This window comes from Phenylobacterium sp. RIFCSPHIGHO2_01_FULL_69_31 (assembly GCF_001824475.1).
GTDB lineage: Bacteria > Pseudomonadota > Alphaproteobacteria > Caulobacterales > Caulobacteraceae > Phenylobacterium.
On record NZ_MHXN01000028.1, the window covers coordinates 149,407 to 175,568 of the forward strand.

The window sequence follows — 26,162 nt, forward strand, 5'->3', positions numbered from 1 at the left end:
TTCCGTTCGCGGGTCGCCTGTGATACAGGGCGCGCCTCGTTTCCACGCTGGTTCGCCATGGTTCGCCCGACGGACATCGCCGATCCCTTCGCCCCGGTCCCGCGGCCGGTGACGACCGCGTCTGCGCGAACTACTCCCGCCGGCGCGGCTTGAACCTCTCGGGGTCCCACCAGGGGCCTGCAAATCGCAAACCGCAGCCGGCATGAGCTTCTACGAGAGATGCGTCAGGGGGCTCTTACGCGCCTACAAGCTGACGCTTTCGCCGCTGATCGGGCGGCAGTGCCGGTTTGCCCCGACCTGTTCGGAGTACGCCGCCGAAGCCCTGATCGGCCACGGCCCTGTGCGCGGCTCAGCCCTCGCGGTGCGCAGGCTGTGTCGATGTCATCCCTGGGGTGGCGCGGGATACGACCCGCCGCCGCCCCCGCGTCCAAAGGCCGAGCGCCGGGCGCGCGACTGGAAGTGTGAAACATGATCGATCTGATTTTCCCCGACGGCTCGAAACGCCAGTACGAGCCCGGCGTCACGGGCAAGGAGGTTGCGGCCTCCATCGCCCCGTCGCTGGCCAAGAAGGCCATCCTGATCAAACTCGACGGCGAACTGCTGGACGTGGACCGGCCGCTCGAGGCGGGCGGCAAGTTCGAGATCTTGTCCCGGGAGAGCCCCGAGGCCCTCGAAACGATCCGCCACGACGTCAGCCACATCCTGGCCGAGGCGGTGCAGGAGCTGTTCCCCGGCACGCAGGTGACCATCGGCCCGGCGATCGAGGACGGCTTCTACTACGACTTCGCCCGCGACGAGCCGTTCAGCCTGGACGACCTCGCCAAGATCGAGCAGCGCATGAAGGAGATCGTCGACCGCGACGAGCCCATCAAGCGCGAGGTCTGGGACCGGGACGAGGCCATCGCCCACTTCCGCTCGATCGGCGAGGAGTACAAGGCCCAGATCATCGAGGGCATCCCCGCCGGCGAGCAGGTGAGCGTCTATCGCCAGGGGAACTGGAAGGACCTGTGCCGCGGCCCGCACCTGCCGTCCACCAAGGCGGCGGGCAAGGCGTTCAAGCTGACGAAGCTGGCCGGCGCCTACTGGCGCGGCGACCACCGCAACCCGATGCTCCAGCGCATCTACGGGACGGCCTGGGCCAGCGAGAAGGACCTTGAGGAGCACCTCCACCGCCTTGAGGAGGCCGAGAAGCGCGACCACCGCAAGATCGGCAAGGCCATGGACCTCTTCCACATGCAGGAAGAGGCCAAGGGCATGATCTTCTGGCACCCCAAGGGCTGGCAGCTCTACCGCTCGGTCGAGGCCTACATGCGCCGCCGGCTGGACGACGACGGCTATCTGGAGGTCAAGGCGCCCCAGATCATGGACCGCGAGCTGTGGGAGCGCTCCGGCCACTGGCAGAAGTTCGGGAAGAACATGTTCACCTGCGAGACGGAGGAGGGCGAGTCCCTGGCCGTGAAGCCGATGAATTGCCCCGGCCACGTGCAGATCTTCAACCACGGCCAGAAGAGCTACCGCGACCTGCCGCTGCGCATGGCCGAGTTCGGCGCCTGCCACCGTTACGAGCCGTCGGGCGCCCTGCACGGCATCTTCCGGGTGCGGGCGTTCACCCAGGACGACGCCCACATCTTCTGCCGCGAGGACCAGATCGAGGCGGAATCCACGAAGTTCATCCACCTGCTGGAGAGCGTCTACCGCGACTGCGGCCTGGAACTGCATGCGGTGAAGCTGGCCCTGCGGCCCGACGAGCGGTTCGGTACGGACGAGGTCTGGGACGCCGCCGAGAAGAAGCTGGAGCGGGCCGCGCTGAACGCCGGGATCGCCCAGGTCGAGATGCTGCCGGGCGAGGGCGCCTTCTATGGCCCCAAGCTGGAATTCCACCTGAAGGACGCCATCGGCCGCACCTGGCAGTGCGGCACGCTGCAGCTGGACTATGTGCTGCCCCAGCGCCTCGACGCCGAATACGTGGCCGAGGACGGCTCCAAGCAGCGGCCGGTGATGCTGCACCGGGCGATCTGCGGCTCGATGGAGCGGTTCATCGGCGTGATGATCGAGAACTACGCCGGCGCCTTCCCCCTGTGGCTGGCCCCGACCCAGGTCGTGGTGGCCACGATCACGTCCGACGCCGACGATTTCGCGCTGAAGGCGGCCGCGCAGCTTCGCGCCGCGGGCCTGCGCGTCGAGACCGACCTGCGGAACGAGAAGATCAACTACAAGGTCCGCGAGCACAGCCTGGCCAAGACGCCGGTGATCGCCGTGGTCGGGCGGCGTGAGGCGGAAGAGGGCAAGGTCGCTCTCCGGCGCCTCGGCTCGGACGGCCAGCAGATCCTGACGCTGGCCGAGGCCGCGAAGCTTCTTGCCAGCGAGGCGACTCCGCCCGATCTTGCCCGCTCGGGGAGCGTCGCGAACGCCAGCCAGGGGGCTGGCGGGTTGGAGGCTGGATGAACAGCATCGCCGCGCCGGTCCTCGCCGCCGAAGCCGTGGCCGCCCCCGAGTTCCTGTCGGCGCGGCGCACCGTCTCCGTCGTCATGGTGGTTTACATGACCGGCGAGGCTCTGGAGCGGAGCCTCGCCTGCGTCCTGGCCGATCCCTTGGTGGACCAGCTCGTGGTGGTCGACAACGGTTCGACGCCGGTCGAGGCGGAACGCTTGCGCGCCCTGGCCGCCGGCGACCGCCGCGTGGTGCTGAAGACCGGCCATGGCAACATCGGGTTCGCCCGCGGGGCCAACCTGGGCGCGGCCAGTGCGAGCGGCGAGCTGCTGGTCTTCCTGAACCCCGACGCCTTCCTGCAGCCGGGATGCGTCGCCGCCCTGGCGCGCGAGATCGAGGGGCGGGCGTCGCCCTGCCTCGTGGGCGGGCGGGTGCTGAACGCGGACGGGACCGAGCAGCGCGGCGCCCGGCGGGGTGAGATCACCCCGCTCAGCGCCGTGATGTCCATGAGCGGGCTAGCCCGCCTGGCGCCCGCCTGGGCCCGCTACGAGGTGCACTGGGAAGGCGAGAGCCTGCCGGACGCGGCCGTCGCCGCGCCGACCATTTCCGGCGCCTGCTTCTGCATGCGCCGCGAGGACTTCGACCAGGTCGGCGGCTTCGACGAGGGCTACTTCCTTCACGTGGAGGATGTCGACCTGTGCTGGCGGGTGCGCCAGGCCGGCGGCGAGGTGCTGTTCCACCCCAAGGCTGAGGTGGTCCATATCGGCGGCACCAGCCAGACCAGCCCTCTGAAGGTCGAGTTCCACAAGGGCGTCGGCCTCGCCCGCTACTTCCGCAAGCGCGCCGAGAGCCCGGGCCAGAAGGCCGCGGCCTGGGCGCTCTCGCCCCTGGTCATCCTGGCCGCCGTGGCCCGCCCGCTGCTGCGGCGCTGAGCCCCAACGGCCGCCCGGCGCTCAGGCCGCCTGCGGCTTGCGATAGATCGACGACTTCGGGGTTTCCATGACCCGCCGCATCATCGGCGCGAACGCCTCCAGCGGCATGCTGTCGTAGGCCGGATCGAACGAGTTCTGGTCGTACAGGTGACAGAACTGGGCCGTGTACTCGAACCACGGATGCCCACGCCATTCCTCGCGCATGTCGCGATCCAGGCCCAGGTGGTGGAAGAAGTAGTAGCCCTGGAAGATGCCGTGCTTCTCCAGCATCCAGTGGTTCTGCTCCGAGATGTACGGCTTCAGGATCGCCGCCCCCAGTTCGGCGTGGCTGGCTGGGAGCAGGATGTCGCCGATGTCGTGCAGCAGGGCGCAGACGACGTATTCCTCGTCCTGCCCGGCCCGGAACGCCCGCGTGGCGGTCTGGAGGCTGTGCTCCAGCCGGTCGACGTTGAAGCCGCCATAGTCGTTGTCCAGCAGCTTTAGGTGCGCCAGGATCCTGTCGACATGCTCGCCCCGGTGGGCTTGGCCCGCCCGTACGATGGCCTGCCAGTCGGCCTCGGTCCCCTCGGTCATCGCCGTGAACGTCGCCCGGTCGTGCGTAGTGCCGTCGGCCATGATGATCCTCCGCCTATCGTGTTCCGCCAAATGGTGCGGCCCTGCGACAGCGAGGTCAATTCAAAGCCTTGGCCCGCGCGCCCGTCGCCGCTATGAAGGCCGCCGCGTGCGGGTGTAGTTCAGAGGTAGAACGTCAGCTTCCCAAGCTGAATGTCAGGGGTTCGATTCCCCTCACCCGCTCCAAATCTCCAACAGTTGTCGCGATGAAGGGTGTCGGCCGCGCGCGTGCGCCGTGGCCATGACCTCGCCTGTGTTGAGCCGCGCCCGGCGTCGGCGAGACCGGCGCCGGTAACCTTGCTCCCAATTTAAGCCTGATCGTTCCAGCGTTCTTCACCGCGCTCGCGGCTTTGTGGCGGCCTCAAGTTTCGCAGGGAGACACGCCATGCCCAAGAACATCATCACCGATGCGCCCGTCGACGACGAGAAGGATGGGGGCAGCTTCGCGACGATGCCCAAGGACATCTCGCACGTGACCTTCTACTTCGACCTGACGCCGGACGACCTGGAGGACGACGAGTTCTCGTTCGTCAAGGTCGAGACGCCCGACGCGGTGAGCGACGACCTCGACGCCTGGTACGAGGACGCCCTGGCCGAGATCCTGGCGCGCAATCCGGAACTGGCCGACGGCGAACTGGTCGGCGCGGCCATCAAGTTTGGCAGCGGCAAGTCGGGAAGCGGCGGCGAATTCTACTACGACCTCGACGGCGACAGCACGGACTTCGACTCCGCCCCGACCGGCGGCCTGGTCCAGGCCCGCGAGTACGCCGGCTATGGCGGCGGGGCCGAATACCAGTACGGCGACCTGTTCTAGGGCGCCGGGCTCCGGCCGCGCCGCCGGCTCAGGTCGGCGGCACGGTCGAGGCGGTGATGTCGGCCTTGCTCATCGAGCTGACGGCGCCGCCGTCGGCGCTGGGGGTCAGGGCCGAGGCCGGCAGGTTCACGTTGCGGCCATCGACGCTGGCCGAGATCGTCGTCGCGCCGTCGGGCGTGCGGATCACCCGGGCGATGGTCCCGATGGTCGCGCCCTGGGCGTCCTTGATCGGCATGCCAGTCTTGTAGGGCGAGGTCGTGGCGCTGGTGTCGACGGCGGGCGGGGACGCCGGCGCCGTCGGCGCGGCGGAGGTCGGGGGCGTGGGGTTCACGGCGCCAGGCTGGCCGGCGGCCGTCTGGGCCTGGGCGGCGCAAGCGAGCGCCAGACTGAGGCTGGCCGCATAGAGCGGAATGCGCATGGGACGTTTCCTTGTTCCTCTAGGCAGAGGAAACCGTCCCTACGCGCCCAGGTTCCGCCTGGGCAGCGTGACAGCCCCCGCGCGCGCCGCTGAAACGGGGGCGGCTCAGGAACGACGAAGCCCCAGCCTTGAGGAGCTGGGGCTTTTCTCGCTCAGGGTACGGGGATCCCTCAGGCGAGCGCGGTCCGCCGCCGGCGCATGAGAGCGCCGACGCCGCCGAAACCGATGATCATCATCGCCCAGGTCGAGGGCTCGGGAACGACGGCCGTGACATCGCCGAGGCGAAGCTGGCCGAGCGCCACGTCGCCGGAGGTCGTGAAGCTGATGTGCGTGAACACATCGCCGTCCGTCGCCTTGAAGTTGAAGAAGCTGTTGTTGGTCATGTCGTCGAAGGTCACCGGACCCGGGTCGTACGGGTCGAGGTTCTTGTCGACGTACTGGGTGAACTCAACGCCGGCGGCGTCATAGCCCCGCAGGGTGATCGACCAGACGGTCTGCCGCGGCGCGTTGATGTTGAGTTCGGCCTCGGTGAAGGTGCCGCCGGGCGTGTAGATGTCGAGGAAGGTCAGCCCGCCATCGCTGCCCACGACCCAGACTTGGCCACCGCCCTGGTTGCTGGGCGAGATATCTTCGTTGCCGAGGATCTTGACGGTCCAGCCGTCGTTGCTCAGCCCGAGGATCTCGTTGTCCGTCCCGTCGTCCGCGCCATCGATGAGGATGGTGTCGAGGTTGCCCGGGAGGTTGCCGTCCGTGATGATGACCGCGGCGGAGGCCGTGCCGGCCGCACCCAGGACCATCGCCGCGGCGCCCGCGGCTAGAACCGATTTCATTCGCATCTTCTGTACCCCACTCCCGTCGTCCGTACGGACGCCATTAGAACCAACCGTCCCCGTGCCCTTGAACGTTGCATCGAATAACTATGATACGTCAAACAACCGAGGGGTGTCCGGGGGCGGCCGGGCTTCGCCTGCAGGGGGTAACGAGTATTTAACTATCTGAAATTGCGTCCGAAATTTACCGTGTCCGACCAGCAAAGCAGGCAAGAAAAAAGCCCCGGCGAACCGGGGCTTTGATCAAAACGCGATGAATTTCTCAGGCGAAGGCGCTGCTGCGGCGACGGCGGAGCAGCGCGCCGGCGGCGCCGAAGCCCATGATCATCATCGCCCAGGTGGCCGGCTCCGGCACAGCGACGCCCGTGCTGTAGAGGGCCGCGTTCGACAGGCCCGGCATATCGAACGTGAAGCTGTCCATGCCCGCGCCGGCGTCGAACTTGAAGAAGGCGGTGCCACTGTAGCCGATGCCGCCCGCGCCGTTCGCGCCACCCACGTGGAAGCCCACGATGGTGATCCCGTACAGCGTCTGGCCGAAGTCGATGGTCGGGCCGCTGGTGTTGTACTTCGCCAGCGGAACCAGGGTGGCTGCATCGAACGTGCCGGCGCCCAGCTCGTTCAGGGCGTCCGCCCGCGCGGTCCGCTTGTCCAGCGTGCCGTTGCCAAGGCTGTCGATATTCAGGTTGTCCTGAAGCCAGCCGCTGCAGTCCAGGGCGTTCAGCTGCACGCCCGCCGCCGCGCAGGAGACCGGCAGGAAGGTCGTGCCGCCGGAGGGCGGAGGCGGACCCTTGTCCTTATCGTTCTTGGCGAGAGCCGGAGTGGCGGCCATCACGGCGACCGCGGAGAGGGCCAGCGCGAACTTGCTGGCGGAACGCATTTTCATAACTTCGGCCCTTGCCTCGATCACATCACGCTGAAGCGTAGACGCCACCTATCTCGGAAAGGTTAGCGGAACAACGCGGTTCGCTCACCGCGCGAGTAGGGCTGTCGCCAACGGCTTTCGGCGAACTTTCGGCCGCCTGACACTCGACGCGGTCCGCTGACCGGCGGTAAGGTCGTCGTTAATAGTCGCTCTCAATCGCAAATACGCGATGAGGTCGGCGATGGATCGTCTCGCAACTCTGAGTTATTTCGAACCATGGAAGTGTCGCGCGCCGCCATCGCCCTGTCCGCCCTGGGGAACGAGCGCCGGCTGACGATCTTCAGGATGCTGGTCGAGGCCGGCCCCGAGGGGATCGCCGCCGGCGAGATCGCCAGGCGCCTCGACATGCTGCAGAACACCCTCTCCAGCAGCCTGGCGGTGATGGCGCACGCAGGCGTCGTCCGGTCGCGGCGCGAGGGGCGGTCGATCATCTACAGCGCCGACTATCGCCACATCAACGACCTGCTGGGCTTCCTCGTCCACGACTGCTGCGGCGGCGATCCCTCTCGCTGCGGCGAGCCGTTCTTCGCGGTGCTCCCACCCACCCGCGCGCCTGTCGAAGCCTGACCCTCCCCTTGCGTCCGCGTCGACGCGGGCGGGGGCGGGCGCTAAGCTTCCCGGCATAAAGGGAGCAAACAGACGATGGACCTGAAACCGGGGTCGCGCTGGAAGAGCGCGGTGTGCGACGCGGAGCTGGTGGTGGTGCGGGCGCCCAAGTCCCCGGTCAGCCTGGAATGCGGCGGCCATCCGGTGATCCCCCACGCCGAAGCCCGGAGCGGCGACCTGACCCTCTCCGACGCCCACGCCGCCGGCAGCGCCGCCGGCAAGCGGTACAGCGATCCGGAGAGCGGCCTCGAGGTGCTGTGCTCCAAGGCCGGTCAGGGCTCGCTCAGCGTCGACGGCCGCGCCATCGGCGCGCAGGAGGCCAAGAAGCTGCCGTCGTCGGACTGAGGCGATGCACACCGCCCTCCTCCTCGACATGGCGGCCGACGCCGCGCCGGACCGGCTGGCTCTGGGAGGCCGCGCCGATGGCCTCACCTTCGACGAGACGCGCCGCCGGGCCCGGGCCGGCGCCGCCTGGCTGGCGGGGCAGGGCGACGGGACGGTCGCCTTCCTCGGCCTTAACGGGCCGGCCCTGCCCATCGCCGTGTTCGCCGCCGGCCTGTTGGGCAGGCCGTTCGCGCCGCTGAACTACCGCCTGCCGAACGCCGACCTGAACCGGCTACTGGCCCGCACGGCGCCCTCGGTGGCCATCGTCGACGACGACATGCTGGGGCGGCTGGAGCCGCACGCCGGGGTGACCGTGGTCGCCCGCTCGGCCTTCGAGGCGGCCTGCGCCAGCCCTGGGTCGGACGACCTGCCCGACGCCCAGCCCGACATCGCGGTCCTTCTCTTCACCAGCGGCACCACGGGCGAGCCCAAGGCCGCCATCCTGCGCCACGCCAATCTCACCAGCTATGTGATTTCCACCGTCGAATTCCTCGGTGCGGAGGAGGGCGAGGCGGCCCTGGTCTCCGTGCCGCCCTACCACATCGCCGGGATCTCGGCCGTCCTGACCGGCGTCTACGGCGGTCGGCGGATCGTCTACCTCGAGGCGTTCACCGCCGAGGACTGGGTGGAGGCGGCGGCCCGCGAAGAGATCAGCCACGCCATGGTCGTGCCCACCATGCTGGGGGCGATCCTCGACATCCTGGAGGCCCGAGGTGAGAGCCTGCCGGCCCTGAAGGCGCTGAGCTACGGCGGCGGCCGCATGCCGCTGCCGGTGATCGAGCGGGCCCTGGCGATGCTGCCGCACGTGGACTTCGTCAACGCCTATGGCCTGACTGAGACCTCCTCGACCATCGCGGTGCTGGGGCCGGACGACCACCGCATGGCGATCTATTCCGACGACGAGGCGGCCCAGCGCCGGTTGGGGTCGGTTGGCCGCCCCCTGCCCTCGCTCGAACTCGAGATCCGCGACCCGGAGGGCCGGGTCCTGGGCCCCAACCAGCCCGGCGAGATCTACGTGCGCGGCGAGCAGGTCTCGGGCGAATACGCGCACAAGAAAATGCTCTGCGACGACGGCTGGTTCGCCACCAACGACGGCGGCTGGCTGGACGAGGAGGGCTACCTCTTCGTGGAGGGCCGTCTGGACGACGTGATCGTGCGCGGCGGCGAGAACATGAGCCCCGGCGAGATCGAGGACGTGCTCCGCGCCCATCCGGGGGTGGCCGATGTCGCCGTCCTGGGCGTGCCCGACGACCACTGGGGCGAGAAGGTCGCCGCGGTGGTGGTGGCGCGCGATCCGGCGCCGAGCCCCGAGGACCTGGCCGCCTGGGTCCGGGCGCGGCTGCGCTCCACCAAGACGCCCGAGGTCTGGGCCTTCCGCGAGGCGCTGCCCTACAACGACACGGGCAAGCTGCTGCGCCGCCAGCTCAAGGCCGAGATGACCGCCAAGCCCGCTGCGGCGTGACGTGATGGGAACCGGCCTCGTCGCCGACCTGACGCAACTCTCCGGTGCCGGCCTGGTGGTCACCGAGATCGGCGTCGACCCGCCGCCGCTCGCGCACACGCCCGGCGTGGTGCAGGTGGGCGTGCATCGCGGCGGGCCGGTCCCGGGCGGGGCGCTGGACCCCTTCGACATCCTGCTCTGCGCCGACCCTGCGGCCCCTGGCCCCTGGGTGGGCGTGCCGCCCGCGCGGCTGGACGCGGCGTTGGCGCAGCTGCAGGCAGCCGTGGCTCGCCAGCCCGTGGCCGCCGCCGTCGCCGCCCAGGTCTTTCGGACGTCCCTGGAGGTCTCCTTCGAGCAGGCCGTGGTCAACGAGTCCCTGGCCTATTCCATGCTGCTGGCGTCCGAGGGCTTCCGAGCCTGGCGGGCGGCCAACCCGGCTCGCGAGCGCCACGATGAACCCGGCCCACGCGTGCGGATCGACGCCGGCCGGACCCTGTCGATCCGGCTCGACCGCCCCGCGGCCCGCAACGCCTTCGACGCCCGGATGCGCGACGAGCTGTGCGAGGCCCTGGCCTTCGCCCTGGAGCACCCGGACGCCCCTCCGGTCCGCCTGTCCGGCGCCGGCCCCGCGTTCAGCGCCGGCGGCGACCTGGACGAGTTCGGCCGCGCGCCGGACCCGGGGCAGGCGCACCTGGTCCGCATCCTGCGCTCGAGCGCGCGCCTGGCGCAGGCCCTGGGCGATCGGCTGACGGTCGAGGTCCACGGCGCCTGCATCGGCGCGGGGATCGAGGTACCTGCCGCAGCGGCCCGCATCGCCGCGCGGCCGGGCGCGCATTTCCGGCTGCCCGAGGTGTCCATGGGCCTGATCCCCGGCGCGGGCGGCACGGCGACCATTCCCCGACGCATCGGCCGCCGCCGCGCCTGCTGGATGGCCATTTCGGGCGCCGAGGTGGACCTGGCGACGGCCCTCGCGTGGGGCCTGGTGGACGAGGTGGCGGTGTGAGCCCGATCCAGCCGGCCCTGTACGCTTTGGGCGCCGAGGTTGCGGAGCTCACGGCCCGGTTCGGCCGCCGGGTGGAGCCGCAGGCCCTGGGGGTGCTGGACCGCGCCGGCCACCTGCCGCTCGCCCCGCCGGGGCTCGTCTCCCCGAACAGATCCTGCCGCCTCCTCCGCGCCGCCGACGGCTGGATGGCCTTGAACCTCGCCCGCGGGGAGGACCGCGACCTGATCCCGGCCTGGCTGGGCTGCGACGTCGGCGCCGACCCCTGGGACCTCGTGGAGGCGCACGCGGCGGACCGGACCTGCGGCGAGCTGGTCGCAGGCGCCGCCCTGCTGGGCCTGCCCGCCGCGGCCGTGGGCGAACGCGCGGCCGAAGGCGCCGGCCCAGCCCTGATCCGCATGGCTTCCGGCGCGCCCCGGCGCGGCGCCCTCCGGGTCGTCGACCTCTCCGCCCTCTGGGCCGGGCCGATGTGCGGCGCGATCCTGGCGGCCATGGGCGCCGAGGTGCTCAAGGTCGAGAGCGTCCGCCGCCCCGACCTGACGCGCCTGTCCACGCCCGCCTTTTTCGCCGCCCTCAACGGCGCCAAGGCCGACCTGCCGCTCGACCTCTCGGCCCCGAAGGGCCAGGCCCGGCTGGTCCGGGCCATCGCCGCCGCGGACATCCTGGTCACCAGCGCCCGGCCCCGCGCCCTGCCGTCGCTGGGCCTAGACCCCGCCGCCCTGTTCGCCGCCAATCCCGGCCTGGTCTGGGTGGCGGTCACCGGCCACGGCTGGACCGATCCCGCGGCCCAGCGGGTGGCGTTCGGCGACGATGCGGCGGCGGCGGGCGGCCTGGTCGATTGGACGGGCGACGGGCCCCGATTCCTGGGCGACGCCCTGGCCGATCCCGTCACAGGCCTGGCCGCGGCGGCCGGGGCGCTGCACGGCCTGGAAGCCGGCGGCGGCGTGCTGGTCGATGTCTCCCTCGCGGGTTCGGCCGCCCGGGCCGCAAACCTCTGCCACCTGCGGCGGGCCGCGTGACGCTGACCCTCCGCGACGTGGAGGTGGCCGGCCGGCCCGGCCTGGACGTGCGCATCGCGGACGGCCGCATCGAGGAAATCGGCCCGCGGCTGCCACGCGTCGGGGACGTGCTGGACGGGCGCGGCGGGGCGCTGATCCCCGGCCTCTGCGACCATCACATCCACCTCTTCGGTCTGGCCGCCCAGGCCGCCTCGGTCCCGGTCGAAGACGCCGCAACGACAGCCGCCTTCGCTGCGCGCATCGCCCAGGCCGCCGCCGCGCGCCCGCCGGGAGCCTGGATCCGCGCCACCGGCTACCATGAAACCCTGGCGGGCGATCTGACCCGCGCCGACCTTGATCGCCTTGCCCCGCGCCACCCCCTGCGCATCCAGCACCAGACCGGCGCGCTCTGGATTCTCAACAGCCTCGCGCTCGCGGCCCTGGGCGAGGGCGAGGACCCGCCGGGCCTGGACCGGGAGACCGGGCGCCTCTGGCGCGCTGACGCTTGGCTGCGGAGCCGCGTCCGCGAGTCCCCGCCGCCGCTCGCGCCGATCGGAAGTCGCCTGGCCGCTTGCGGGATCACTGCGCTCACCGACGCCAGCGTCACCATGGACGCCGAGAGCGCGGAGCGGCTGGCCGAGGCCCACCGCGCCGGTCATCTGCCCCAGCGCCTGACCCTGATGGGCGGCGGGGCGCTGGACGCGCCGGCCGACGGGGCCTTTGCGGTCGGGCCCGTGAAGGTGCTGCTGGACGACCACAGCCTGCCCGATCTGGACGACTTCGTGGCCCGCATCGCCGCCGCCCGCGTCCAGCGGCGGCCGGTCGCCGTCCACTGCGTCACGGCGGGCGAGCTGGCCCTGACCCTGGCCGCTTTCGAGACCGCCGGAAGCCGCGTCGGCGACCGGATCGAGCACGGCGGCGTCATCCCGGCCGATGCCATCGCGGTGCTGAGGCGCCTGGAGCTCGCCGTCGTCACCCAGCCCGCCTTCATCCACGAACGCGGCGACCGCTATGCCGCCGAGGTCGCGCCGCAGGACCGGCCGGATCTCTATCGCCTCAAGAGCCTGCTGGACGCGGGCGTGCCGGTCGCGGCCAGCTCGGACGCGCCCTACGCCACGCCCGACCCCTGGGCCGGGATCGCCGCCGCCGTCGCGCGTCGCAGCCGGGGCGGGGTGGACCTCGGGCTGGCCGAGCGCGTGGACGCCGCGCGCGCCCTGTCGCTCTACCTCGACGCGCCATCGGCGCCGGGGCGCGTGGCCCGCCGCGTGGTTCCGGGCGCCCTGGCCGACCTGTGCCTGCTGGACGCGCCGCTGGCGGATGTGCTGCGCGCCCCGTCCGCCGCCCATGTGCGCGCCACCCTGATCGGTGGTGTCCGCGTCCACGGCTGAGTCTGCGACAAGCCGCCCCAGCGTAGTTCTCCGTAGGGGGCGGGCCCTAGGTAATGGACCGAAATGGTTACCGGCCGGCCGCCCGTCCTAGGTTTCGCCTGCAAACGACAGGGAGAAACCAGATGACCGCCACCACCGTGCAACAGGAAATTCCGATGATCCCGGCGTTCGTCGCCCGGATCGCCGACTATGCCGCCGATGGTCCCGCCTACCTCCGCCTCGCTGCGGACGGCGCCATGGAATGGGTGGCCGCCCAGCGCGACGCCACGCCGTTCAGTTCGATGCGCGAGGCCACCCGGCACGCCACCCGCCTGCCGGCCAAGCTGCGCGCGTTCGGCGTCCCCCGCCGCGACTAGCGGCTCCGGCGACTCAAGGGGGCGACCCGAGGACGCCATACGCTTGTTTGACCACAGATAGAGTTCAAAAATCTCCCGCCGAGCACTGTGCGAGAGCATAATTCTCTGCTCCAGCGATTCCGGGGCTGTGATCGGCGATGATTTTCCCGCCCGTTCCGGCATCCTTCGAGGCTCATTTCCGCGAGCCGGGACCGGACGATGCTCAAGGCTTTCACCCAGCACCCCGCCACGGTCGGGGAGAGCTATTTCGAGCACCTCGTGTCGGCCTGGGGTTTCGCGGCCACGATGGCCGTGGGCGCCATGGCCTGCCTGCTGCACGGCCTGTTCCCCTTTGCGTTCAAGACCTCGGGCAGCCGCCGCATCCGTGAGCTGCACGAACGCATGGTCACCCACCGGACCGCGCCGAAGCCGCCCTTGAAAGCGCCGGCCTGGCTGCCGGGGCTGGCGGTGGCCGCGCTGCTGACGGCGCTCGCGAGCTGGGCGGCGAGCGCCCTGCATCAGCCGGTGGCGCCGTTCGCCCTGGCGGCGGGATTCCTGATCGCCGCGCCTCTGGCCGGTCGTCTGGACCTGACCCCGGGCCTTCAGCTCGCCGAGCGACCGCTGCTGCGGGCGGGCATCGCCCTCCTGGGCCTGCGCATCGTGTTGGGCGACTTCGCCCACCTGGGCGTCCAGACCCTGCTGCTGGTCCTCGGCTGCGTGGCTCTCACCCTGGCTCTGGGCTCGGTCATCGGCCGCCTGTTCGGCCTGCCCCGCGGCTTTTCCATGCTGTCGGCCAGCGCGACCGCCATCTGCGGCGCCTCTGCGGCCATGGCCGTCGCCAGCGTCCTGCCCAAGGGCGCCGAGACCGAGCGCCAGACCGGCTATGTGGTCGCGGTCGTCGCCACGCTCTCGACCCTGGCCATGCTGGCCTATCCGGCCCTGGCCCACCTGGCCGGCCTGCCGCCCGAGGCCGCGGCCGTCTTCCTGGGCGCCTCGATCCACGACGTGGCCCAGGTGGCGGGGGCCGGCTACTCCGTGTCGCCGGCGGTGGGCGACATGGCCGTCACCGTGAAGCTGGTGCGGGTGTCGCTGCTGGCCCTGGTGGTGGCGGCGGTGGCCTTCGCCATCGCCCGCGCCGCACGCGAGGCGGGCGGCGACCGCCGGGCGCTGGGCCACGCCGCCCTGCTGCCCGGCTTCGTGATCGCCTTCTTCGGCCTGGCGGCGCTGCGCAGCGCGGGCGCGGTGCCGGCCCAGGTGCTGCCGGCGGCGTCCTTCGCCTCCAACATGCTGATCGGCGCAGGCGTCGTGGCCGTGGGGGCCAAGACTTCCATCGCCGGCCTGCGCGAGATGGGCTGGCGCCCGCTGGCCGCCCTCGGCGTCCAGACCGCGCTTCTGTGCGGCCTGGCTTTCGGGGCGGCGCAGCTGGTCGGCTGAGCCGCTACCAGATCTTCACGCGCTGCTCGGGCGGCACGTACAGCTGGTCGCCCGGCTGGACGTTCCAGGCGTCGTACCAGCCGGGGATGTTCCGGATCGTGCCGTTGACGCGATAATAAGCCGGGGAGTGCGGGCCGGTGACCACCTGCTGGCGCAGCGCCTCGTCGCGGAACTTCTCCCGCCAGACCTGGGCCCAGCCGAGGAAGACCCGCTGGTCGCCGGTCAGGCCGTCGATCACCGGCGCGGGCTTGCCCTTCAGCGAGGCGCGGTAGGCGTCCAGGGCTAGGGAGAGTCCGCCCAGATCGCCGATGTTCTCGCCCATGGTCAGCCCGCCCTGCAGCCTGACCCCAGGCAGGGGCTCGAAGGCCGAGTACTGGGCGCCCAGCCGCTCCGCCTGCACCTTGAACTTGGCGTTGTCCTCGGCAGTCCACCAGTCGCGCAGCACGCCGTCGCCGTCGGACTTGCGGCCCTGGTCGTCGAAGCCGTGGCTGATCTCGTGGCCGATCACCCCGCCGATGCCGCCATAGTTGATAGCCGGGTCCGCATCTGGATCGAAGAACGGCGGCTGCAGGATCGCGGCCGGGAACACGATCTCGTTGTTGGCGAAGTTGTAGTAGGCGTTCACCGTCTGCGGAGTCATGCCCCACTCGGCCTTGTCCACCGGCCCGTTCAGCCGCGCGACCTGGCGGCGCCACGCGAAAGCGCCGGCCCGCTCGACGTTGCCGTAGAGGTCATCAGGCTTCAGCTCCAGCTTGGCGTAGTCGCGCCAGGTGGCCGGGTAGGCGATCTTGACCGTGAACTTCGCCAGCTTCTCCAGCGCCCGCTGCTTGGTCTCCGGACCCATCCAGTCCAGTTTCTCGATCCGCGCACGCAGGGCCGTGCGGACATCGCCCACGAGGGCGTCCATCTTCGCCTTAGATTCCGGCGGGAAATAGCGGGCCACATAGACCCGGCCGACCGACTCGCCGATGGCGCCGTCCATGAAGCTCGCCGCCCGTTTCCAGCGCGCCTGCTGCTCGGGCTGGCCGGCCAGCTCCTTCAGCCGGAAGGCGTAGTTGGCGTCCACGAAGCGCTTGGACAGGTACGGCGCGGCGTTGTCGGCCAGGTGGAAGGCCTGCCAGGCCTTCAGCGTCTCCAGCGGCGTGTCGGCATACACCCTGGCGAACTTGGGGAAGGCGGTGTTGGTGGTCACCACGATCCGTTCCACCGCGGGCAGGCCGCTCCCGGCCAGGTAGCGGTTCCAGTCGAAGCCCGGCGTGTACGCCGCCAGCTCGGCCGGGGTCATGGGGTTGTAGGTCTTGTCGCGGTCGCGCCGCTCCACCCGCGTCCAGCTCGCCTCGGCCAGCTGGGTTTCGAAGGCCACGATCGCCTTGGCGTTCTCGGCCGGCTTGTCCCAGCCGATCATGGTCAGGAGCTGGGCGACATAGGCCTCGTACTTGGCCTTCTTCTCCGCGAAGCTGGGCTGCAGATAGTAGTCCCGGTCGGGCAGGCCCAGGCCGCCGGTCCCCGTCAGAACCGCGTAGCGGGTCGGGGCCTTCGCATCGATAGAGATGAAGACGGGCAGGATCGAGGTGAAGCCGCTGAGGTTGGACTTGCCCATCAGGGCGGTGAAGTCGTCCTTGGTCTGGACCTTGCGGATCTCGGCCAGTTCCGGGGCCAGGGGCTTGGCGTCCAGCGCCTCGACAGCCGCCTCGTCCATGAAGGCGCGATAGCCGGCGGCGATCTTGGCCGCGTCGGGATCGGCCAGCCGGCCCGCCGCGGCGTCCTCGAGGATCGCGTGCATCCGGTTTTCCGAGAGCTCGCGCAGCTTGTTGAAATTGCCGTAGCGGACCCGGTCCGCGGGGATCTCGGTGCGCTCGGCCCACTTGCCGTTCGCGAACTTGAAGAAGTCGTCGCCCGGCTTGACGCTGCGGTCCATGCCGGAAAGGTCGAAGCCCCAGGTTCCGTACCTCGGCGAGGCCAGCGAGGGGGGCTCGGGCGCGTCGGCGCTCCACGCCGGCGCGGCGGCGAACGCCAGCGCCGCGGCCGCGCCGGCCGACAGCAGAATCTTGCGCAGTTCGGAAATCATCGGTCTCTTCTCGATCAGCCAGGCCGCGCTTCCAGGTCGGAACCGTCGGCGACGCCGAGAAAAGGGGGAAAACCGCTCCCGCGCAATGGCCCGCGCGACGAGGCCAGCCGCTGCGGCGAGGAACGCGGCCCTCAGGTCCCGAGCAGCCGGTGGTAGTGGTTGCGGATCACCCCGTAGCACTCGCACGCCAGGGCCTGCAGGCCGGCGCGGTCCATGATGTCCACCACGCCGCGGCGGTAGCGGATCAGGCCCTTGTCCTGCAGCGAGCGGGCGACGGCCGTCACGGTCGTGCGCTGCACGCCCAGCATGTCCGCCAGGAACTCCTGCGTCAGGGCGATGGTGTCGGTGGAGATCCTGTCGTGGCAGGTGAGCAGCCACCGGCAGAACCTCGCCTCGACCGAATGCAGCGCATTGCACGCCACCGACTGGATCGCGTGGCCGTACAGCGCCTCTCCGTGCCGGTCGACCAGGTCCCGTAAAGCGGGGCTCCTCTCCCAGGCTTCGTGCAGGCGCTCGGCGCCGATGCGGGCGGCGCGCAGCGGGGTCTGGACGATCGCGCGGCTCAGCGACTGGCGGGGCGCCACGGCGGCCATCAGGCCCAGTGCGCCCTCGGGCCCGATGGTCGAGCTCTCGATGGCCGCCCCGTTCTCCATCAGGGTCATCAGCGAGATGACCCCGTCGTGCGGGAAGTAGACGTGGTCGATCGCGTCGCCGGGGTCGTAGAGCAGCCGGCCGCGCTCCAATTCGACCTGGATCAGGTGGGGGGCCAAGAACGCGTGGTCGCCAGTCGGAAGTGCGTCGAGCAGGCTGTTCTGTGCCAGGGGGACGGGCCTCTGCATCGGGGACTCGAAACGCCGTTCCACGGCTTGGGTTTCAAGTTACCGGTGCGCGAGACGCCGCACTGTCGAGTACGCGACACTCAAGCTTGACCAAGCCTGAATTCAGGCAAAATCGTGTCGAGCATTCTTAACATTCGAGAATTTCGCCCACTTCTGGCGTCGGATAGCCGACGTAAGGCGGCGTTTTGGCAACGGCTGGCCGCCGAAGCCTCGAATCAGTCCGTTGCGAAGACGCGCGGCCGCAACTCCTGGCCGCGCGTCTCGCCGTCTTAGTGGAAGTTCAGGTCGCGGCGCTCGCCCACGTCGGGCGTGCTGCCGGTGGTGTTGGCCTTGGCCACCTCGAAGGCGTACTTCAGCAGGCCGCCATCGGTGATCCAGACCGCGGCCTCGGTGACGTCCAGGCGCAGCAGGGTCAGGGCCGGGTCGTCCTTGCCCTCGGGGTACCAGGCCGCCACGTGGGCGTTCCAGTAGCGGTCGATACGCTCGCGGTCGTGCGCCAGCGTCAGGCGCCCGTCGATGCAGGCCTGCAGCTTGCGGTCGAGGAAGATGAAAGCGGCCTCCGCCCCCGCGCCGCCGGCCAGGCTCTGGGCCAGGTCGGTGTCGTTGCGCGTGAAGAACCACAGGGTGTTGGTGTCCTTCTCCACGAAGGCGGTCATCGGCTGGAAGTGATGGTTGTCGTGGGTCAGGCCGAGCATGCCGGTGTGCTCGTCGTCGACGGCCTTCCACAGGCGGTCGCGGACTTCGGTGTTGCTGAGGGTCATGGCGCTCTCCGGGGATGTCTAAGGGGCGCACCCCAAACCCCCGGAGGGCGGCCCCGTTCCGTCGGCCGCCCGACGGTCAGGGCTTCCGGTGGACGATCTTGCCGTCCACGACGGTCAGCACGGCGTGGCCTTTTGGAATCTCCGCCTCCGGCGCGGTCATCAGGTCGACGGAAAAGGCGGTCAGGTCGGCGCGCTTGCCCACCTCGATGGTCCCCAGTTCGGCCTCCGCGAACCGGGCGTACGCCGCGGCCGAGGTGAACAGCTTCAGCGCCTCGGCCCGGCTCAGCGCCTCCTGCGGCCGCCAGTCCGGCCCGGAGAACCCGGAGAGGTCCTTGCGCGCCACGGCGGCATAGAACTCGATCAGCGGGTCGCCCCGCTCGACGGGCGCGTCCGATCCGCCCACCACCACGGCCCCCGCCTTCATGAGGCTCTCCCACGCATAGGCGCCCGCCAGCCGGTCCGGACCCAGCCGAGCCGGCGCGAAGTGCAGGTCGCCGATGGCGTGGCTGGGCTGCATGGAGGCGATCACCTTCAGCTTCGCGAACCGCGGGATGTCGGCCGGCCGCACGATCTGCGAATGCTCGATCCGCCAGCGCCGGTCCGACGCCGCCTGTTCGGCCATCAGGTCCAGGACGTTGGCGTTGCCGCGGTCGCCGATGGCGTGCGCCGCGACCTGGATCCCGGCGGCCTTCGCCTGGGCCATGGCCTTGCGCATCGTCTCCGGCGGCGTGCGCACCAGGCCGGTCGTGCCGGGGGCGTCGGCATAGGGCTCGAACAGGGCGGCCCCGCGCGAGCCCAGGGCGCCGTCCTCGTAGAGCTTGATGGCCCGCGTCACGATCCGCCCGTCCGGCGTCGCCCGCGGCCCGCCGGCGAACAGCGGCCCCGCCTGCTCGGCGTCGACGGCGTTGTAGACCCGCAGCGGCGTGCGGCCCTCGGCGTTCATGGCCTCCAGCAGGCCTACGTCGTCCCAGTCCACGCTCATGGCGTGGATGCCGGTCCAGCCATAGGCGGCCTCGACCTGAAACGCCGCATCGAATGCGGCCCGCCGGTCGGCCTCGGTTGGCGGCGCCTGCAGCTTGCGGACAAGGGCCATGGCGTTGTCCACCAGCATGCCGGTGAGCTTGCCGTCCGGCCCCTTCAGGATCTCGCCGCCCGCAGGGACCGCCGTCGTCTCGTCGATGCCGGCCGCCTTCAGCGCGGCGGTATTGGCCACCAGGGCGTGGCCGTCGGCGCGGACCAGCAGCACCGGGCGGTCCGGCGCGATGGGGTCGAGGTCGCCCCGGTTCAGGAACCGCCCCTCGGGCCAGCCGGTCTCGATCCAGCCGCGCCCCCACACCGGCCCGGAGGGTCGGCGCTCGGCCAGGTAGGCCTTGACCCGACCCACGGCCTCGGCCGCGGACTTTGCCCCTTCCAGGTTCAGCGACAGCTCCCGCTCGCCGATACCGCGCAGGTGGGCATGGGCGTCGGTGAAGCCGGGAAACAGCGCCGCGCCCTTCAGGTCGATGCTCTCGGTGCCCGGATTGAGCTTCAGCCGCACGGTATCCGGCGAGCCGACGAAGGCGATCCGGCCGTCCTGGACCACGACCACCTCGGCGGTCGGGCGCTCGGCGACCCCGGTGTAGATCGGCCCGCCCGAGATCCAGAGGTTCTGGGCGGCGACGGGGGTGGCCGCGACGGCGGCGGCGCAGGCGAGGGCGAGCTTCATGCGGCGAAGCTAGCGGCCGATCTCCGCCAGAGCCAGCCGGGACCCGCGCCCCGGCCGCTAATGCTCCTCTCCGCCCAGGGCGTGATCATAGATCGCCTTGGCGGTGCCCGCGATCGTGCCGGCCGCCGTGTGCAGGGCGGTCTGCCCTACCAGGGTCTCCGCCTGTTGCGAGAGCGCGAACAGCTCCTCGGCCATCGCCGCCAGCTTCAGATAGACGTCGCGGTCGTTCATGGCCCACCTTTGTGTCTGTCCGGTCAAGCATGCCGGGCGGGGTTGTGCTAGAGCCCCGGCCCATGTTCGGCCTCTTCCAGCGCCTGCTTCCGCGCGATCACGTCCTTATGCCGTGGCTCCTGACCGCCGGGCTCGTGGCCCTGGCGTTCTTCATCCGCCTGCCCTTGCAGCCCGTCCTCGGCGGCGGCCTGGCCTATTCGGCCTTCTACCCCGCCGTGATCCTCTCGGCCTACGCGTTCGGCCGCGCGCCCGCCATCGCGGCGGCGCTGGTTTCGGCGTCCCTGGCCTTCTGGTGCTTCGTCGAGCCCGTCTATGCGTGGAAGGCCACGCCCACGATCTTCGCCGCCTTCGGCTTCTTCACCGCCACCTGCGCGGTCGCCATCGTGGTGATCACCGGCCTGACCGGCGCGCTCAAGGACGTCTCGCACCAGCTGGGCCGCGCCCGTGCGGTGGCCGATGGTCACGCCGGCCTGTTCCGCGAGCTGAACGAACGCATGAGCCATCACATGCGGCTGGTCGCCGGCGTCCTGGCGCTGCAGGCCAAGGGCGAGCCCGAGCCCCAGGTGGCCGACGGTCTGCGCCGCGCCATGGAGCGCACACTGCTGATCTCCCGCGTCCATCGCGAGCTCGGTGGGCGCGTGGAGGGGCCGGTGGACTTCGACGCCTTCGCCGCCGCCCTGGCCCGGGCCATCTGCATCGCGCACAACGCGCCGCCCGAGCGCGTCATCGTCGAGGCTTCAGGCCTCGAGCTTGGCGTGGAGGAAGCGACGTCCCTGGGCGTGGCCCTGGCCGAATGCCTGGGCGCCCTGTTCGACACGGGCGTCAAGGAACCGCTCAAGATCCGCTTCGACGTCCAGGGCCGCCGCGCGGAAGTCGCGATCACGGAAACCGGGCAGGGTGTGGATGGAGCTCTTGTGTCGGTCACCAGCGGCTATCTGCTGCGCGCCATGACCGAGCAACTGGGCGCGGCGGTGGCCCTGCGCGCCGACGCCGGCGGCTCGGCGCTGGTGCTTTCGATGCCGCGGCCGAGGGCGGCCGAGACGGCCGTCCAGCCTTCGACCCTGCACTGAGCCGGCACGGGCCGGGGGAAGGTCGCCCTTCCCCCGCCGCTTCCTAGTAGGCGTTCAGCAGCACGTCGGCGATCAGCCCGGTGGCCAGCGCCATCAGGACGAAGTTGCCGTCGGCATAGACCCAGCGATAGCCGCGCGGGGCGGGGCGCAGGCCGTAATAGTAGGGATCCTGCACGTAGTAGGTCCGGTAGACCCGCGGCACATAGGCGCCGCGCCGCCAGGTGTAGCCGCGCACGACGGGGTGATAGCCATAGCCCGGCGCATACCAGTAGCCGGGCCGCGCGCCGCGGTAGCCGCGCCATTCGGACCGGTTGCGCCAGGTCTCGGCCCGGGCGCGGTTATAGCGGACCTCGGCCTGGCTGCGGCGCACCTCGGCCCGGTCGCGGGCCAGTTCGCGCTGCTCGCGCGGGGTGATCACGCCGTCCCGGCGGGCGTCGCGGCGATCTTCTTTCAGCTCGCGGCGATCCTCGCGCAGTTCGCGTCGGTCCTCGCGGCGCTCCGGCCCCGGCTGGGCGGAGGCGGCGATCGGCGCGGCGGCGGTCGCCAGGGCCACCGCGGCGTACAACAGGTGCTTCATGACGGATTCCTCGGTTACGTGGTCCAGCGCCTGGAGGAAACGCCTCCTGGGCTGAACCCGTCCTGAACCCCCAGCTTCAGCTTAGGTTCATCCGGCACGCCGTCCTGAGTTAGGTCGAGCGGCATCGACAGCCGGGCCCGGAAGCCCTCCGGCGCGAAGGTCAGTTCGGCCGATCCGCCAAGCTCGCCCGTCACCGCCCCCTTCACCATCCGCGTGCCGAACCCGCGGCGGGCGGGGGGCGTCACCGGAGGGCCGCCCCGCTCGACCCATTCGAGGATGAGCTGCGCCCCGCCGCCGCCGAGGATCGACTCCCAGTCGACCCGCACCCGCCCGTCCGGCGCGGACAATGCGCCATAGCGGGCCGCGTTGGTCGCCAGTTCGTGGAACACCATGCCCAGCGCCAGGGCCTCCCGCGGCGCCAGGTCCACGTGCGGGCCTTCAAGCTGCACGCGATCCTGCGGATGCGGGCTGAGCTGCTGCTCCAGCAGTTCTTCCAGGTGCGCCCGTTCCCAGGACCGGCGGGTCAGGGTGTTGTGCGTCTGCGACAGGGCGATCAGCCGCGCCTCGAACAGCTCGCGGAAGTCGTCCAGCGATCCCGCCCGCATGGCCGACTGGCGCGAGATCGACTGCACGGCGGCCAGCGTGTTCTTCACCCGGTGGTTCAGCTCGTCGATCAGCAGCCGCTGGCGGCGATCGCTCTCGGCCACCTGGGCGAACGCCTCCTGGCGCTCGGTGATGTCGAACACCACCCCCACCATCCGGCGGGCCCGGGCGCCGGCCTCGTCCACCGCCCGGCCGCGCATATTCACCCAGCGGGTTTCGCCCTGGCGGCCGGGCACGCGCAGTTCCACGTCGTACTCGTGCCCGGCCTCGGCCGCGGCCTGGAGCTGGGCGCGGCGCGAGGGATCGCCCGGCGGAGACAGCGCCGTCAGGTCCGCCAGGCCGAAGGGCGCCTGCGGATCGCGGCCGAACAGCACCTTGCCGCGCGGCGAGACGTGCAGCGCCATCTGCGGCAGCGCCAGCTCCCAATAGCCGACGCCGCCCGCCTCCAGGGCGGCCATCACGTTCAGCCGCTGATCGTAAAGCGACGCCAGCAGCGCCAGGAACAGGACCAGAAGCGTGCCCGCCGCGACCCCCGCGGCCAGCACATAGGGTGGGGCGCCGGGCGGGCCCGCGCCGGGGCCGGGCGTCAGCTCCAGCGCCGCCATGGCCGTGTAGTGCATGCCGGCGATGGCGGCGCCCAGGATCGTCGCCGCGGCGGCCCGCCACGCCAGCGCCCGCTCGCGCCGCGCCGCGAACAGGGCCGCCGTCGCCGCGGCCACCGCGATCAGCAGCGACAGCGCCACCAGCACGGGGTCGTAGCCCAGCGAGACCGCGGTGCGCAGGGCGGCCATCCCGACGTAGTGCATGAGGCAGATGCCCGCCCCCATGAACGCGCCCGCCAGCATCACCAGCGCCCCGCCGGAACGCTCCCGCGCCGCCGAGAAGAACGCTCCCCAGGTCGCGCCGACCGCCAGGGCGAAGGACACCAGCGTCAGGGCGGGGTCGTAGCTCACCGCCGATCCCGGATCGAAGCCCAGCATGGCGATGAAGTGCATCGACCAGATGCTGGCGCCCATGGCCACGGCGGCGGTCCCGAGCCAGACCTGCCGCGTCCGGCCGATATGCCAGCGGACACGCCGGAACAGGTCCAGCGCCGTCCACGAGCCCAGCACCGCCACCACCAGGGACAGGATGACGAACAACGGATGATGGTGGTGTGGCATGCGCCCCGAACTCTGCCCGCCTCACACTTGGCTCAGCGTGGGGAAGGGCGACGGAAGATGCAACTCATACATGCATCAACTCCCGTAATGCGTAGCAGGTTTGTCGGGATCCCGACGCTGTGGCCACGCTGGCGCGCGGATTGCAGAAGATCGGGTTCGATGAACCTTGCAACGCCTCGCCCGGGCGGCGCGTAATCGGCCGGCACGAACCATGACCAGCCCCATCCGCCTTTCCGACCTGCTTCGCGCGCGGTCGCCCTCGGCCGCGCCCGTCGAGCTGCTGCTGGATTCCTGGCCGGCCGTGGAGGATGTCGTCCTCGCCCATAGCGGCAATGCGCGCCAGGACCTGGCGGACGCCGCGAGCGCCCTGCCGCCGATCGCCGGCGCCATCGCCGACCGGCGGGCCCTGGCCGCCGCGGTCCTGACGCCGCGCGGCGACGTCTGCTTCGCCGACGCCGACTACCTGGCCCTGTTCCCGGATTCGGCCGACCTGCGTCCCCTTCTGAGACGCGCCCTGCGGGAGGGGCCGGTGGTGAGCCTGGTGGAGGGCGCGGCAGGCGCCGCCTTCACGGCCTGGATCGGCGATGCGTGCGCCGCCGGGCGCTGGCCGCTCGGGCCGGAGGCCGCGCAGGCCCTGCATGCGGGCCAGGACCGGCTCGCGGTGGTGGTCAGCGCCCCCTCGCGCTCGTCCGAGCTGGCGCGGCGCGCGGCCCGCGCTCTCGACCTATCCGCGCTGGAGGCCCGCCTCGCCGAGGCCCTGCTCTTCGCGCCCAATCTGGAGGTGGCCGCGGCCGACGCCGGCGTGGGCCGCGAGACCGCCCGCGACGCGCTGCGGCGGATCAACGCCAAGGCGGGGGTGCGGCGTACGCCCGAACTGGTCGCCCGCCTCATCGCCATCATGTGCGTGGTGGGCGACCCCGGCGTCGACCAACCCGGCGGCGACGACGCCTTGGCCGAGACCGCCTTCGGACTAACGCCCGGCGAGGCGCGCGTCGCCGCGCTCGTGGCCCGTGGGGCGACGGCCCCGGAGACCGCCCAGGCGCTGGGGCTCAGCCCGGAGACGGTCAAGACGCACATGAAGGCCGTGCTGCAGAAGACCGGCGCGCGCGGGGCGAAGGACCTGGCCCGCCTGCTGGTGGAGGCGCGCGAGCTGGTGGCCGTGGCCTCGGCCGCCGAACCCGTCCTGGGCCAGGAGGAGGGGGGCGGCCGGCTGCGGGTCGTGGCGGCCCTCGACGGCGTCCGGCGCGTGGCGCTGATCGACTACGGCCCCTACGACGCCGAGCCGGTGCTGGTGTTCCACGGCGCGGCCGCCGGCCGCCGCATCCCCGACGGTTTCCGGCAGCGGCTGATCGACCGGGGGCTGCGGCCGATCATCGTCCAGCGGCCGGGGTTCGGCCTCTCGGACCCCGCGACCGACGACTACGCCGCCACCGGCGCCGCCGACATCGCCGCGGTGATCGAACGCCTGCGCCTGCGCCAGGTGCGGATGCTGGCGCGGGACACCGGCATTCCGATCGCCCTGCGGTTCGCCGCCGACTTCCCGGGACTGCTCGGCCGGGCCGTCCTGCTGAACCCGCATGCACCCGTGCATCTCGTCCAGGAGCATGCGGGCCTGGGCGCCGCGATCCAGCGCCACCTGCTGCGCAATCCCGAACTGGTCGCGGCCTCGGCCGAACTGCTCCGCCGCCAGGTCACCACGCGCCTCCTGGAACAGGTGCTGGACAAGGTCTTCAGCGACCTGCCGCTCGACGCCGACGCGCTGGCCGATCCCGCGATCCGCGAGTTCCTGATCCGTGACATCCAGGCGCTCTGCGCGCGCTCGGGCCGCGGCTTCGCCTCGGAGCACGCCGTCTACGCCAACGGCTGGCGCCCGCCGGCCGGCCTGGGCGACCACGGCTGGACGGTGATCCTCTCCGGCGAGATGCCGGGCCAGCTCGATCCCGCCTGGCTTGGCGCGCCGGGCCTGCGCACGGTGCGCCTCACCGGGGCGGGCGTCCTGCCCCAGTTCACCCACGCCGAGGCCCTAGCCGACCTCGTCGCCGACGCCTGACGCCGGACCCCCAATCGGGGGAGGGGCAGGTGTCGGTTCCGCCCTAGCTTGCGAGACCTGAGGGGTTTCAAGGGGGCGAACATGCGAAAGACACTGATCCTGGCGGCCGCGGCCGCGGCGCTCGTGGCCGGTCCCGCGTCGGCCCAGGCGCTGCAGGTGAACTATCCGGGCGATGCCGCCATGGACTGCCAGGCGCTCGCCGCCGAGGCGGGCCGCATGGACCAGCTGACGGCCGACGCCAACGCCCAGGTCTCCAAGGCCAACGGTACGGCGCAGGGCGCAGGTCTCGCCTCCACGGTCGCGGTCGAGGGCATGCTGCGGACCGGCATGCTCGGCCGGATGCCCGGGGCCGGGATGTTCGCCAACAACATGGCCAACGCCGCCAAGCAGCGCGCCGCCCAGGTGCAGGCCCAGGCGCAGGAGACCATCCAGACCGCCACCACCCGAAAGGCGCTTCTCGCCGGGCTCTACTCGGGCAAGGGGTGCGACGTCGCCCCACCGGCGCCGGCTTCGGAAGCGCCCCCGCCTGCGCCCGCGGGCGCCTGACCCGC

26 protein-coding genes and 1 tRNA gene are annotated in these 26,162 nt (G+C 71.3%); 16 read left to right on the plus strand and 11 right to left on the minus strand.

Translation table 11 applies throughout. The features are described 5' to 3' along the window. The first annotated feature begins 202 nt into the window (after window positions 1–202). From yidD to A2790_RS14915, 3 genes are read left to right on the plus strand one after another with little or no spacing between them, the layout of a single operon-like run. On the plus strand, window positions 203–472 hold the full coding sequence (gene yidD / locus A2790_RS14905) for a membrane protein insertion efficiency factor YidD (RefSeq protein ID WP_293393177.1): 270 nt from the start codon (window positions 203–205) through the stop codon (window positions 470–472). Beyond that, entirely contained in the window at window positions 469–2,445 is a 1,977-nt protein-coding gene (thrS, locus tag A2790_RS14910) for a threonine--tRNA ligase (RefSeq protein WP_293393179.1), read from the plus strand. Before yidD ends, thrS begins: the two co-directional genes overlap by 4 nt. Next, complete coding sequence (locus A2790_RS14915) at window positions 2,442–3,362, plus strand: glycosyltransferase family 2 protein (protein WP_293393181.1); 921 nt, start codon at window positions 2,442–2,444, stop codon at window positions 3,360–3,362. The genes thrS and A2790_RS14915 overlap by 4 nt, the downstream gene beginning before the upstream one ends. A gap of 21 nt (window positions 3,363–3,383) precedes the next feature. Here the strand turns inward: A2790_RS14915 and A2790_RS14920 are convergent, their stop codons facing one another. After that, the gene (locus A2790_RS14920) at window positions 3,384–3,977 is read right to left on the minus strand and encodes an HD domain-containing protein (protein ID WP_293393183.1); all 594 of its coding nucleotides are present in this window, start codon (window positions 3,975–3,977) and stop codon (window positions 3,384–3,386) included. A 108-nt stretch (window positions 3,978–4,085) separates the two neighbouring features. Here A2790_RS14920 and A2790_RS14925 point away from each other — a divergent pair. Both A2790_RS14925 and A2790_RS14930 read left to right on the plus strand, forming a co-directional pair. Further along, window positions 4,086–4,160 (plus strand) — tRNA-Gly (locus A2790_RS14925). Between the two features lie 199 nt (window positions 4,161–4,359). Further along, window positions 4,360–4,788, plus strand: coding sequence for a hypothetical protein (locus A2790_RS14930; RefSeq protein WP_293393185.1), 429 nt, complete (start codon window positions 4,360–4,362; stop codon window positions 4,786–4,788). 28 nt (window positions 4,789–4,816) lie between these two features. Here the strand turns inward: A2790_RS14930 and A2790_RS14935 are convergent, their stop codons facing one another. The 3 genes from A2790_RS14935 to A2790_RS14945 form a co-directional block, all read right to left on the minus strand. Beyond that, the gene (locus A2790_RS14935; RefSeq protein ID WP_293393186.1) at window positions 4,817–5,206 is read right to left on the minus strand and encodes a hypothetical protein; all 390 of its coding nucleotides are present in this window, start codon (window positions 5,204–5,206) and stop codon (window positions 4,817–4,819) included. 170 nt (window positions 5,207–5,376) lie between these two features. After that, the gene (locus A2790_RS14940; protein ID WP_293393187.1) at window positions 5,377–6,036 is read right to left on the minus strand and encodes a PEPxxWA-CTERM sorting domain-containing protein; all 660 of its coding nucleotides are present in this window, start codon (window positions 6,034–6,036) and stop codon (window positions 5,377–5,379) included. A 262-nt stretch (window positions 6,037–6,298) separates the two neighbouring features. Further along, on the minus strand, window positions 6,299–6,913 hold the full coding sequence (locus A2790_RS14945) for a PEPxxWA-CTERM sorting domain-containing protein (RefSeq protein WP_293393188.1): 615 nt from the start codon (window positions 6,911–6,913) through the stop codon (window positions 6,299–6,301). A gap of 261 nt (window positions 6,914–7,174) precedes the next feature. On the opposite strand from A2790_RS14945, the gene A2790_RS14950 reads away from it, so the two are divergent. From A2790_RS14950 to A2790_RS14985, 8 genes are all read left to right on the plus strand, one after another. Next, a complete protein-coding gene (locus A2790_RS14950; RefSeq protein ID WP_293393190.1) occupies window positions 7,175–7,525 on the plus strand; it encodes a metalloregulator ArsR/SmtB family transcription factor in 351 nt (116 codons plus the stop codon). Between the two features lie 75 nt (window positions 7,526–7,600). Continuing rightward, the gene (locus A2790_RS14955; RefSeq protein ID WP_293393192.1) at window positions 7,601–7,909 is read left to right on the plus strand and encodes a hypothetical protein; all 309 of its coding nucleotides are present in this window, start codon (window positions 7,601–7,603) and stop codon (window positions 7,907–7,909) included. A 4-nt stretch (window positions 7,910–7,913) separates the two neighbouring features. After that, complete coding sequence (locus A2790_RS14960; protein ID WP_293393194.1) at window positions 7,914–9,410, plus strand: fatty acid--CoA ligase family protein; 1,497 nt, start codon at window positions 7,914–7,916, stop codon at window positions 9,408–9,410. Window positions 9,411–9,414: 4 nt separating this feature from the next. Next, entirely contained in the window at window positions 9,415–10,392 is a 978-nt protein-coding gene (locus tag A2790_RS14965) for an enoyl-CoA hydratase/isomerase family protein (RefSeq protein ID WP_293393196.1), read from the plus strand. Then, window positions 10,389–11,408, plus strand: a complete 1,020-nt coding sequence (locus tag A2790_RS14970; RefSeq protein WP_293393198.1) for a CoA transferase — start codon at window positions 10,389–10,391, stop codon at window positions 11,406–11,408. The genes A2790_RS14965 and A2790_RS14970 overlap by 4 nt, the downstream gene beginning before the upstream one ends. Further along, window positions 11,405–12,775 (plus strand): amidohydrolase family protein, encoded by a 1,371-nt coding sequence (locus tag A2790_RS14975; protein ID WP_293393200.1) that lies wholly within the window; start codon window positions 11,405–11,407, stop codon window positions 12,773–12,775. Before A2790_RS14970 ends, A2790_RS14975 begins: the two co-directional genes overlap by 4 nt. A 122-nt stretch (window positions 12,776–12,897) precedes the next feature. Beyond that, the gene (locus A2790_RS14980; protein WP_293393202.1) at window positions 12,898–13,131 is read left to right on the plus strand and encodes a hypothetical protein; all 234 of its coding nucleotides are present in this window, start codon (window positions 12,898–12,900) and stop codon (window positions 13,129–13,131) included. A 198-nt stretch (window positions 13,132–13,329) separates the two neighbouring features. Continuing rightward, window positions 13,330–14,544, plus strand: a complete 1,215-nt coding sequence (locus tag A2790_RS14985) for a putative sulfate exporter family transporter (RefSeq protein WP_293393204.1) — start codon at window positions 13,330–13,332, stop codon at window positions 14,542–14,544. Window positions 14,545–14,548: 4 nt separating this feature from the next. Here A2790_RS14985 and A2790_RS14990 read toward each other — a convergent pair whose 3' ends face one another. The 5 genes from A2790_RS14990 to A2790_RS15010 all read right to left on the minus strand — a co-directional run bounded on the left by A2790_RS14990 (window position 14,549) and on the right by A2790_RS15010 (window position 20,148). Next, window positions 14,549–16,612 carry a M13-type metalloendopeptidase gene (locus A2790_RS14990; protein ID WP_293393206.1) on the minus strand — a complete coding sequence of 688 codons (2,064 nt, stop codon included), beginning with the start codon at window positions 16,610–16,612 and terminating at the stop codon, window positions 14,549–14,551. 131 nt (window positions 16,613–16,743) lie between these two features. After that, complete coding sequence (locus A2790_RS14995; RefSeq protein ID WP_293393208.1) at window positions 16,744–17,451, minus strand: Crp/Fnr family transcriptional regulator; 708 nt, start codon at window positions 17,449–17,451, stop codon at window positions 16,744–16,746. Between the two features lie 269 nt (window positions 17,452–17,720). Then, window positions 17,721–18,212, minus strand: a complete 492-nt coding sequence (locus tag A2790_RS15000) for a pyridoxamine 5'-phosphate oxidase family protein (protein WP_293393210.1) — start codon at window positions 18,210–18,212, stop codon at window positions 17,721–17,723. A 76-nt stretch (window positions 18,213–18,288) separates the two neighbouring features. Then, window positions 18,289–19,917 (minus strand): amidohydrolase, encoded by a 1,629-nt coding sequence (locus tag A2790_RS15005; protein WP_293393212.1) that lies wholly within the window; start codon window positions 19,915–19,917, stop codon window positions 18,289–18,291. Window positions 19,918–19,974: 57 nt separating this feature from the next. Beyond that, window positions 19,975–20,148 (minus strand): hypothetical protein, encoded by a 174-nt coding sequence (locus A2790_RS15010; RefSeq protein ID WP_293393214.1) that lies wholly within the window; start codon window positions 20,146–20,148, stop codon window positions 19,975–19,977. A 62-nt stretch (window positions 20,149–20,210) separates the two neighbouring features. On the opposite strand from A2790_RS15010, the gene A2790_RS15015 reads away from it, so the two are divergent. Then, window positions 20,211–21,218, plus strand: coding sequence for a DUF4118 domain-containing protein (locus tag A2790_RS15015; protein ID WP_293393216.1), 1,008 nt, complete (start codon window positions 20,211–20,213; stop codon window positions 21,216–21,218). Between the two features lie 43 nt (window positions 21,219–21,261). Here A2790_RS15015 and A2790_RS15020 read toward each other — a convergent pair whose 3' ends face one another. Both A2790_RS15020 and A2790_RS15025 read right to left on the minus strand, forming a co-directional pair. Then, entirely contained in the window at window positions 21,262–21,795 is a 534-nt protein-coding gene (locus tag A2790_RS15020; protein WP_293393218.1) for an RcnB family protein, read from the minus strand. Between the two features lie 14 nt (window positions 21,796–21,809). Continuing rightward, window positions 21,810–23,561 carry an MHYT domain-containing protein gene (locus A2790_RS15025; RefSeq protein ID WP_293393220.1) on the minus strand — a complete coding sequence of 584 codons (1,752 nt, stop codon included), beginning with the start codon at window positions 23,559–23,561 and terminating at the stop codon, window positions 21,810–21,812. Window positions 23,562–23,772: 211 nt separating this feature from the next. Here A2790_RS15025 and A2790_RS15030 point away from each other — a divergent pair, with 211 nt between their 5' ends. Both A2790_RS15030 and A2790_RS15035 read left to right on the plus strand, forming a co-directional pair. Next, entirely contained in the window at window positions 23,773–25,611 is a 1,839-nt protein-coding gene (locus tag A2790_RS15030) for an alpha/beta fold hydrolase (protein ID WP_293393222.1), read from the plus strand. 81 nt (window positions 25,612–25,692) lie between these two features. After that, window positions 25,693–26,157, plus strand: coding sequence for a hypothetical protein (locus tag A2790_RS15035; protein WP_293393224.1), 465 nt, complete (start codon window positions 25,693–25,695; stop codon window positions 26,155–26,157). Window positions 26,158–26,162 lie beyond the last annotated feature (5 nt).

Excerpts from the sequence above, each read along its gene's own strand:
- A2790_RS14980 (WP_293393202.1), top strand. The coding sequence starts at position 12,898 with ATGACCGCCACCACCGTGCAACAGGAAATTCCGATGATCCCGGCGTTC.
- A2790_RS14985 (WP_293393204.1), top strand. The coding sequence starts at position 13,330 with ATGCTCAAGGCTTTCACCCAGCACCCCGCCACGGTCGGGGAGAGCTAT.
- A2790_RS14945 (WP_293393188.1), bottom strand. The coding sequence starts at position 6,913 with ATGCGTTCCGCCAGCAAGTTCGCGCTGGCCCTCTCCGCGGTCGCCGTG.
- A2790_RS14965 (WP_293393196.1), top strand. The coding sequence starts at position 9,415 with ATGGGAACCGGCCTCGTCGCCGACCTGACGCAACTCTCCGGTGCCGGC.
- A2790_RS15010 (WP_293393214.1), bottom strand. The coding sequence starts at position 20,148 with ATGAACGACCGCGACGTCTATCTGAAGCTGGCGGCGATGGCCGAGGAG.
- A2790_RS15015 (WP_293393216.1), top strand. The coding sequence starts at position 20,211 with ATGTTCGGCCTCTTCCAGCGCCTGCTTCCGCGCGATCACGTCCTTATG.
- A2790_RS14915 (WP_293393181.1), top strand. The coding sequence starts at position 2,442 with ATGAACAGCATCGCCGCGCCGGTCCTCGCCGCCGAAGCCGTGGCCGCC.
- A2790_RS14940 (WP_293393187.1), bottom strand. The coding sequence starts at position 6,036 with ATGAAATCGGTTCTAGCCGCGGGCGCCGCGGCGATGGTCCTGGGTGCG.
- A2790_RS14960 (WP_293393194.1), top strand. The coding sequence starts at position 7,914 with ATGCACACCGCCCTCCTCCTCGACATGGCGGCCGACGCCGCGCCGGAC.
- A2790_RS14995 (WP_293393208.1), bottom strand. The coding sequence starts at position 17,451 with ATGCAGAGGCCCGTCCCCCTGGCACAGAACAGCCTGCTCGACGCACTT.
- A2790_RS14950 (WP_293393190.1), top strand. The coding sequence starts at position 7,175 with ATGGAAGTGTCGCGCGCCGCCATCGCCCTGTCCGCCCTGGGGAACGAG.
- thrS (WP_293393179.1), top strand. The coding sequence starts at position 469 with ATGATCGATCTGATTTTCCCCGACGGCTCGAAACGCCAGTACGAGCCC.
- A2790_RS14990 (WP_293393206.1), bottom strand. The coding sequence starts at position 16,612 with ATGATTTCCGAACTGCGCAAGATTCTGCTGTCGGCCGGCGCGGCCGCG.
- A2790_RS15030 (WP_293393222.1), top strand. The coding sequence starts at position 23,773 with ATGACCAGCCCCATCCGCCTTTCCGACCTGCTTCGCGCGCGGTCGCCC.
- A2790_RS14935 (WP_293393186.1), bottom strand. The coding sequence starts at position 5,206 with ATGCGCATTCCGCTCTATGCGGCCAGCCTCAGTCTGGCGCTCGCTTGC.
- A2790_RS15025 (WP_293393220.1), bottom strand. The coding sequence starts at position 23,561 with ATGCCACACCACCATCATCCGTTGTTCGTCATCCTGTCCCTGGTGGTG.
- A2790_RS15000 (WP_293393210.1), bottom strand. The coding sequence starts at position 18,212 with ATGACCCTCAGCAACACCGAAGTCCGCGACCGCCTGTGGAAGGCCGTC.
- A2790_RS14930 (WP_293393185.1), top strand. The coding sequence starts at position 4,360 with ATGCCCAAGAACATCATCACCGATGCGCCCGTCGACGACGAGAAGGAT.
- A2790_RS14955 (WP_293393192.1), top strand. The coding sequence starts at position 7,601 with ATGGACCTGAAACCGGGGTCGCGCTGGAAGAGCGCGGTGTGCGACGCG.
- A2790_RS15020 (WP_293393218.1), bottom strand. The coding sequence starts at position 21,795 with ATGAAGCACCTGTTGTACGCCGCGGTGGCCCTGGCGACCGCCGCCGCG.
- A2790_RS15035 (WP_293393224.1), top strand. The coding sequence starts at position 25,693 with ATGCGAAAGACACTGATCCTGGCGGCCGCGGCCGCGGCGCTCGTGGCC.
- A2790_RS15005 (WP_293393212.1), bottom strand. The coding sequence starts at position 19,917 with ATGAAGCTCGCCCTCGCCTGCGCCGCCGCCGTCGCGGCCACCCCCGTC.
- A2790_RS14920 (WP_293393183.1), bottom strand. The coding sequence starts at position 3,977 with ATGGCCGACGGCACTACGCACGACCGGGCGACGTTCACGGCGATGACC.
- yidD (WP_293393177.1), top strand. The coding sequence starts at position 203 with ATGAGCTTCTACGAGAGATGCGTCAGGGGGCTCTTACGCGCCTACAAG.